Origin of the sequence: Corynebacterium sp. HMSC06C06 (genome assembly GCF_001807295.1) — a bacterium.
In the GTDB taxonomy this organism is placed as follows: domain Bacteria; phylum Actinomycetota; class Actinomycetes; order Mycobacteriales; family Mycobacteriaceae; genus Corynebacterium; species Corynebacterium striatum.
In genome coordinates, this window is the sequence record NZ_KV788478.1 from 1 (window position 1) to 6,186 (window position 6,186).

The following is a 6,186-nucleotide window of genomic DNA, read 5'->3' on the forward strand; positions in this document are numbered from 1 at the left end:
TCTTCGGCCTTAGGCTCAGACTTCTCTTCTGCCTGAGCGGAATCGTCGGAGGAATCGGAAGTAGACTCGCCCTCGTCACCGATGATGGCAATCACAGCACCGACGTCGACGGTGTCATCTTCCTCAGCCTTGATTTCGAGGATGGTACCCGCGACAGGGGATGGAATTTCGGTGTCGACCTTGTCGGTGGAGACCTCGAGCAAAGGCTCGTCGACCGCGACGGTATCGCCCACGGACTTCAGCCACTGGGTAATCGTGCCTTCGGTTACGGATTCGCCCAGTTCGGGCATCACAACGGAGTGTGCCATAAGTAATAAGACTCCTCGAAAGTCGGAATTGTTTAACGCTGGTCATTAATCCTACCGCGTGTCTAGTGTCAGCGCGCACATGTGGGTGTAGCAGTGCCTATAAGTGGGGGAGGGCGGGGGACTCAGGCATACAGCAAGACAGTTGAGTAAACTCGTAGGCTATGTTTAATCCCTTTCGACGAAACCGGTCTCAATCACAGCTGCGGCCCCCGCGGGCACCAGGAGAGACCATTCGGAAGGAAGATGCTCTAGCCCTGCAAGAGTGGGCGGGCGGACGCGTCTATATCGAGGCATTCGTGGAGCCGGAAACCGTGGTCAATGAGATGTCCGTGGTGGTCGTCGACGAGCACGGTGACTTTATCCGCCGCCGGATTGGCGGCCCCAAAGGAATTGACGCCGTAGCCAAGCTCTTGCAGTGCGACGTCTATGACGTAGAGGAGACGGGGTACCCCCAACGCATGCGCGAGCGGATCGAGCGCGAACGTATTCTGCGCAAGCGAGAAGAACAGCGCCAACGCAGGGAGCGCTTTGAGCGTGAACATGGCAGAGCTAAGGACAACCCAAACGATCCTTCCGCTTAGCGCTTACAAATAAAACCGATTAGCGCTTAAAAAATAAAGCTGACAAATAAAACAGCAAACGGCGAGTAGCTCCCGCAACCAATACGGTTGCCGGGCGCTAGTCGCCGTTTCTGTGTGTTACTGAGCTAGCAGATTACTTGGAAGCAATCTCGCGCAGCGTTGCCACGACAGTACGCACTGGCACGCCGGTGGCGCGCTTCGGGGTGTAGCCGCGAGGGCTGCCGTTGTTCCAAGACGGGCCAGCGACGTCGATGTGTGCCCACTCGATGCCTTCGCCGACGAACTTCTGCAGGTAGGTGCCTGCATACTCCATGCCGCCTTCGCGCTTGGCGTTGATGTTGCGGATATCCGCAGCCTGGGACTTGATTTCCTCGTTGTGCTCCTCCAGCAGCGGCATAGCCCAGGCGTTCTCGCCGACCTCACGGCCGATTTCCGCGATGCGGTCGCGGAAGATCTCAGAGCCCATGACACCAGCGGTACGGGTGCCCAGGGCGACGATCTGGGCGCCGGTCAGGGTAGCGGTTTCAATGAGGTAGTCCGGGTTGTCCTCAGACGCGCGAGCGATGGCGTCTGCCAGCACCAGACGGCCCTCGGCGTCGGTGTTGAGAACCTCAGAGGTGATTCCGCCGTAGTGGGTAATGACGTCACCCGGACGAGTAGCGCCGGAGCCCGGCATGTTCTCCGCGAATGGCAGGGTAGCGGTGATCTTCACTGGAATCTCCAACTTCGCAGCCGCGATGATGGCAGCAGCCATCGCAGCGGAGCCACCCATGTCAGAGATCATGTCCCACATACCGTTGCCCGGCTTCAGGGAAATGCCGCCGGTATCGAAGGTGATGCCCTTGCCCACCAAGGCCACGGAGGTCTTGGCCTTCTTCGGAGCCCAGGTCAGGCGCACCAAGCGAGGTGGGCGCTGAGAGCCTTTGCCCACGGAGATGATGCCGCCGAAGCCTTTCTTCTCCAGCTGCTTCTCATCGAGGACCTCAACCTCCAGACCAGCTGCCTCAGCCTCAGCGGTGATGAACTCAGCGTAGGTCTCTGGGTACAGGACGTTTGCCGGAGTGTTCACCAAGTCGCGGGCGAGGTTTACCGCCTCCGCGGTGATGCGAGCTGCCTCGAACTCTTCAGCCGAAGACTTGCCACCGATAACGGTGAAGGAAGCCGGTGCCTCAGCCTCGGAGGCTTCGGTGGAGCGGATGCCGCGGTAGGAGTAGCCGCCAAGGATAAGGCCCTCGACAGCGGCGCTAATGCCAAAGTCCGACAGCGTTGTGGCTACCGCACCAGCGCCAGCAAGAGCGCGTGCCGCAGCGCCCGCATTACGGCGCAGAATCTCGGCGTCGAGAAGCTCTGCGTCACCCAAGCCCACAGCAACGATGGTGGAAGCCGCAGCGTCCTTCGGTGCAGGGATGCGGGTAATCTCGCCCGCGCGACCGGTGGCGCCAACTGCAGCCAGGGCGTCGTAAGTAGCGCGCAGCGCATCCGGGCTCAGCAGGGCGCTGCCTGGTACCTCAAGCCCATCCTCGCCGGTAAATGTTGCGATAAGCAGGGCATCGACCTTCTTAGGGGCTTTCTTGGCCAATTCAACGGTGGGGAAGGTGCCACGGGCTGGCAGGGTAAACGCGGACTTTGCCACGATCTCCTCCTTGCATTCGGGGGTGAATAGTTTTACCTCACTCACCATACCCTTAGTGTTGGCGTCGGTAATCTGCCCCTTTTCCTGCCTGGCTATAGATAAAGGGGTAGCCTGTGAGCATGTTGAACTACACCGTGACCCGCACTGAAAATCCCACCTCTCCTGAACGCCTAGCTGAGATTCTGGCGAACCCAGGCTTCGGCAAGCACTTCACCGATCACATGGTGACCATCGATTGGAACGAAGAACAGGGCTGGCACGACGCACAGGTGCGCCCGTACGAGCCGTTCAGCATGGACCCGGCCTCTAACGTTTTCCACTACGGCCAGGCGATCTTCGAGGGCATCAAGGCCTACCGTCAGCCGGATGGCTCTATTGCTACCTTCCGCCCGGAGGAGAACGCGCAGCGTCTCAACAACTCTGCTGAGCGCATGGCTATGCCGGCTCTGCCGGAGAGCGAGTTCGTCGAGTCCCTGCGTCAGCTGGTCGAGGTAGACAAGGACTGGACCCCTGAGGCTGGCGGTGAGGCTGCCCTCTACCTGCGTCCTTTCATGATCTCCATCGAGGTCTCCCTGGGCGTTCACCCGGCTAACTCTTACCGCTACATCGTTATCGCTTCCCCAGCAGGCGCCTACTTCGAGGGTGGCATCAAGCCGGTTTCGGTCTGGCTGTCCACTGACTACGTGCGCGCAGCACCGGGTGGTACCGGCGCGGCGAAGTTCGCCGGTAACTACGCAGCTTCCTTGCTTGCGCAGGCACAGGCTGCGGAGAAGGGCTGCGACCAGGTTGTCTGGCTCGATGCCATCGACCGCAAATACATCGAAGAGATGGGCGGCATGAACCTGGCCTTCATCTACGGCGAGGAAGGTGACCAGACTCTAGTCACCCCAGCCCTGTCGGGCTCCCTGCTGCCGGGCATTACCCGCAAGTCCCTGCTTGAGGTTGCACAGGACATGGGCCTGAAGGTTGAGGAGCGTCGCATCACCGCGCAGGAGTGGCGTGATGACGTTGCTTCCGGCGCCATGACCGAGGCCTTTGCCTGCGGTACCGCCGCAGTTATCACCCCGGTGGGCCACGTCTTGGGTGATGACGTGGACTTCGTCGTCAACAACAACGAAGCTGGCAAGACCACCTTGGCACTGCGCGAGCGTCTGACCGGCATCCAGCGTGGTTCCGTAGAGGATACTCACGGCTGGCTGCACACGCTGGCTAAGTAGCAAAATGAGATAAGGGAGGGCGCCGCGCTTGGCGACGCCCTCCCTTCCGCATGTTTTCCCACACGCTTCTCTGGGTTAGTCCTCGTATTCAGTCGCAGGGGCTTGTGATTCGTTGCTTTCTGCAGCGGCGAGGGCCGCGAGCTCGTCGCCTGCCAGCTCAACCGCGGCGTCGATAAGCGGCAATGCACTTAACGCTGCAAGGCCTTGGCCGGCGCGCATCCTGAGCTCGAGCAACGGCTGCAACTTCAGCAGCTCAAGGGCCTTGATGTGGGAAGGCTCCGTGGTCGCGCTTGCCGCATAAAGCCAGTGCTTGACTCCGGGCGCCAGCTTTTCGGCATAGACGGCGGCGGTGGCGGTAAGGGGGCCGTCGATAAGCATCGGCGTTCGGCGCGCTGCCGCCTGGCACATAAAGCCCACCAAGGCAGCAAAGCTCGGGGAGGAGGCTGCCTTGATGACTTCGATGCCATCGAGATTGCGGATGCGGAACATTGCATCGCGGATGACGGTGACTTTGGTCTTCCACATTGCGTCGGTGGTTCCAGAACCCGGGCCCACGATGACAACCGGCTCGGTGGCAGTGAAGTTACCCATGAGAACGGCCGCTACGGAGGTGCCACCCACGCCGAGCTCGGCGGGGATGAGGAGGTCGGCGCCGGCATCAATCTCTGCATCGGCCGTGGTCTGCCCGAGCGTGAAAGCGGTGTCGAACTCTTTGGTGCTCATTGCGGGCTCCACATCAATGGAGCCAGAAGGCGCGCACTCCACGACGTGGATGCTGGCGCCTGTGCGGCGTGCCATCGTGTGTGCAGGGCCTGCGCCCTCTGCGAGCTCGGTGAGCTGTTCGGCATCCGACTCTGGCGCGAATGCGGAGAGCCCAACGCCCTCAAAGGTGCGGGTAGCGATGCCGTGCGCGCCGGCAAACACGATGACGCGTGTGCGCTGTAGCGGCGCGGCAGGTGCTACGCCTTGGCAGGCGGCGAGCCAGCTTGCGACGTCATTGAACGTGCCAAAAGAATCGCCGCGTACTGAGGTACTTAAGGCGTCTGCTACTGCGAGACGCGCCTGCTGATCCGGCCGTGGTACCGGAGTGATTTCAGGCATCACAACTCCTAAGCCTTGGGAAGAAGAAGGTCAGACCGTAGCGCCGCGCTCAACGCGTGGCTTCGGGGTGCGCCACTTACGCGGCTGGGTTGCACGAGAATAAGCATAGAAGCCCAGTCCGAAACCTGCCTCGGTTGTGCCAGGGAACTTCAAACGCACCGAGTTGTTGCACTTGCGTGCCAGCCAAATGCCTTCGATAGCGAAGATCGCGATGAAGACCATCGAGATGATGGAGACCCAGTTGGCAAAGTTCGGGTTGTAGTTGCCCAGCAACATAACAACTAGCAGGACGATAGTTGCTGGCATTACCCACTCGTTGATGAACTTGCGGGAGGCAACCCAGTCACGTACGTAGCGGCGCACTTCACCCTTATCACGGGGGAGGAGGTAGCGCTCGTCGCCACTTGCCATGCGCTCCTGTGCGACACGGTTCGCCTCACGGGACTCCTCGCGCTCCTTGCGCTTATAAGCCTTCCACTCCTCCTTGGACATGGAAGCTTTGAGCTCCTTGCGGCGCTGGTAACGCTGCGCATCGGACATGCCGTTTGGATCGCGCTTTACGCCGCGGGCGATCTCTTGCTGATCACGCTTTGGCGTCGGGCGGCCCTTCGGCGGGGTGTAGCCCTTGCGGTGGGTTTCGGAGTGCTCTTCGCCGGCCTCGTGCTGTGCGGCGGAAGTATCCGCCTGCGATGCAGGGACAGCGGCGTCCTGGGACGCGTTTTCATCTTTTTGCCACGGAAGTTTCACGGTGATCAGACTACAAGGTTGGTGGTCAATAATGGGAATAGGCCCGCCGCCCATGACGTTGCAAGGAATGTAACCGAGGTCAACCTTTTCCCGATCACGCTGATCGGGGTAGGGTAGGGGCCAGTAAAACCCGTACTTATTTGAGGAGAAGACATGACCGCTCCAGCTTCCGCTACCGGTGTCATCCTGACTGAGGCAGCAGCCGCCAAGGCAAAGGCTCTGCTTGACCAGGAAGGCCGCGACGATCTAGCCCTGCGTATCGCTGTGCAGCCAGGCGGTTGCGCTGGCCTTCGCTACCAGCTTTACTTCGATGACCGCACACTCGACGGTGATAAGGTCGACACCGTCGGTGGCGTCAACCTCGTGGTGGACAAGATGTCCGTCCCTTACCTCACCGGTGCCAAGATCGACTTCGCTGACACCATCGAGTCCCAGGGCTTTACCATCGACAACCCGAACGCCGGCGGCTCCTGCGCTTGCGGTGACTCTTTCAACTAAATAGCGCTTTTATAGCGAAAGCGGGCTTGGAGGCAAGGTACCTTCCAAGCCCGCTTTGTCGTTTTATTGGCTCTTCCGGTTTTAGAGTGCATTGATTTTGT

The 6,186-nt window shown here is 60.3% G+C and carries 7 protein-coding genes; 3 read left to right on the forward strand and 4 right to left on the reverse strand.

The window, feature by feature from the left end; genetic code table 11:
- Positions 1–308: biotin/lipoyl-containing protein (locus HMPREF3153_RS02755; RefSeq protein ID WP_049146910.1), on the reverse strand; the 308-nt coding region annotated here is incomplete at its 3' end.
- Positions 309–469: 161 nt separating this feature from the next.
- On the opposite strand from HMPREF3153_RS02755, the gene HMPREF3153_RS12355 reads away from it, so the two are divergent.
- Positions 470–889 (forward strand): oxidoreductase, encoded by a 420-nt coding sequence (locus tag HMPREF3153_RS12355; protein ID WP_080974108.1) that lies wholly within the window; start codon positions 470–472, stop codon positions 887–889.
- A 133-nt stretch (positions 890–1,022) separates the two neighbouring features.
- On the opposite strand, the gene HMPREF3153_RS02765 is transcribed toward HMPREF3153_RS12355, so the two are convergent.
- Positions 1,023–2,570 carry a leucyl aminopeptidase gene (locus tag HMPREF3153_RS02765; protein WP_070419943.1) on the reverse strand — a complete coding sequence of 516 codons (1,548 nt, stop codon included), beginning with the start codon at positions 2,568–2,570 and terminating at the stop codon, positions 1,023–1,025.
- Between the two features lie 71 nt (positions 2,571–2,641).
- Here HMPREF3153_RS02765 and HMPREF3153_RS02770 point away from each other — a divergent pair, with 71 nt between their 5' ends.
- Complete coding sequence (locus HMPREF3153_RS02770; RefSeq protein ID WP_070419944.1) at positions 2,642–3,739, forward strand: branched-chain amino acid aminotransferase; 1,098 nt, start codon at positions 2,642–2,644, stop codon at positions 3,737–3,739.
- Between the two features lie 75 nt (positions 3,740–3,814).
- On the opposite strand, the gene HMPREF3153_RS02775 is transcribed toward HMPREF3153_RS02770, so the two are convergent.
- Both HMPREF3153_RS02775 and HMPREF3153_RS02780 read right to left on the reverse strand, forming a co-directional pair.
- Positions 3,815–4,840 carry a nicotinate-nucleotide--dimethylbenzimidazole phosphoribosyltransferase gene (locus HMPREF3153_RS02775; RefSeq protein ID WP_070419945.1) on the reverse strand — a complete coding sequence of 342 codons (1,026 nt, stop codon included), beginning with the start codon at positions 4,838–4,840 and terminating at the stop codon, positions 3,815–3,817.
- A 30-nt stretch (positions 4,841–4,870) separates the two neighbouring features.
- On the reverse strand, positions 4,871–5,587 hold the full coding sequence (locus tag HMPREF3153_RS02780; protein ID WP_070419946.1) for a DUF3043 domain-containing protein: 717 nt from the start codon (positions 5,585–5,587) through the stop codon (positions 4,871–4,873).
- Between the two features lie 153 nt (positions 5,588–5,740).
- Here HMPREF3153_RS02780 and HMPREF3153_RS02785 point away from each other — a divergent pair, with 153 nt between their 5' ends.
- Positions 5,741–6,085 (forward strand): HesB/IscA family protein, encoded by a 345-nt coding sequence (locus tag HMPREF3153_RS02785; RefSeq protein WP_005528647.1) that lies wholly within the window; start codon positions 5,741–5,743, stop codon positions 6,083–6,085.
- Positions 6,086–6,186 lie beyond the last annotated feature (101 nt).

Excerpts from the sequence above, each read along its gene's own strand:
- HMPREF3153_RS12355 (WP_080974108.1), top strand. The coding sequence starts at position 470 with ATGTTTAATCCCTTTCGACGAAACCGGTCTCAATCACAGCTGCGGCCC.
- HMPREF3153_RS02765 (WP_070419943.1), bottom strand. The coding sequence starts at position 2,570 with ATGGTGAGTGAGGTAAAACTATTCACCCCCGAATGCAAGGAGGAGATC.
- HMPREF3153_RS02770 (WP_070419944.1), top strand. The coding sequence starts at position 2,642 with ATGTTGAACTACACCGTGACCCGCACTGAAAATCCCACCTCTCCTGAA.
- HMPREF3153_RS02775 (WP_070419945.1), bottom strand. The coding sequence starts at position 4,840 with ATGCCTGAAATCACTCCGGTACCACGGCCGGATCAGCAGGCGCGTCTC.
- HMPREF3153_RS02785 (WP_005528647.1), top strand. The coding sequence starts at position 5,741 with ATGACCGCTCCAGCTTCCGCTACCGGTGTCATCCTGACTGAGGCAGCA.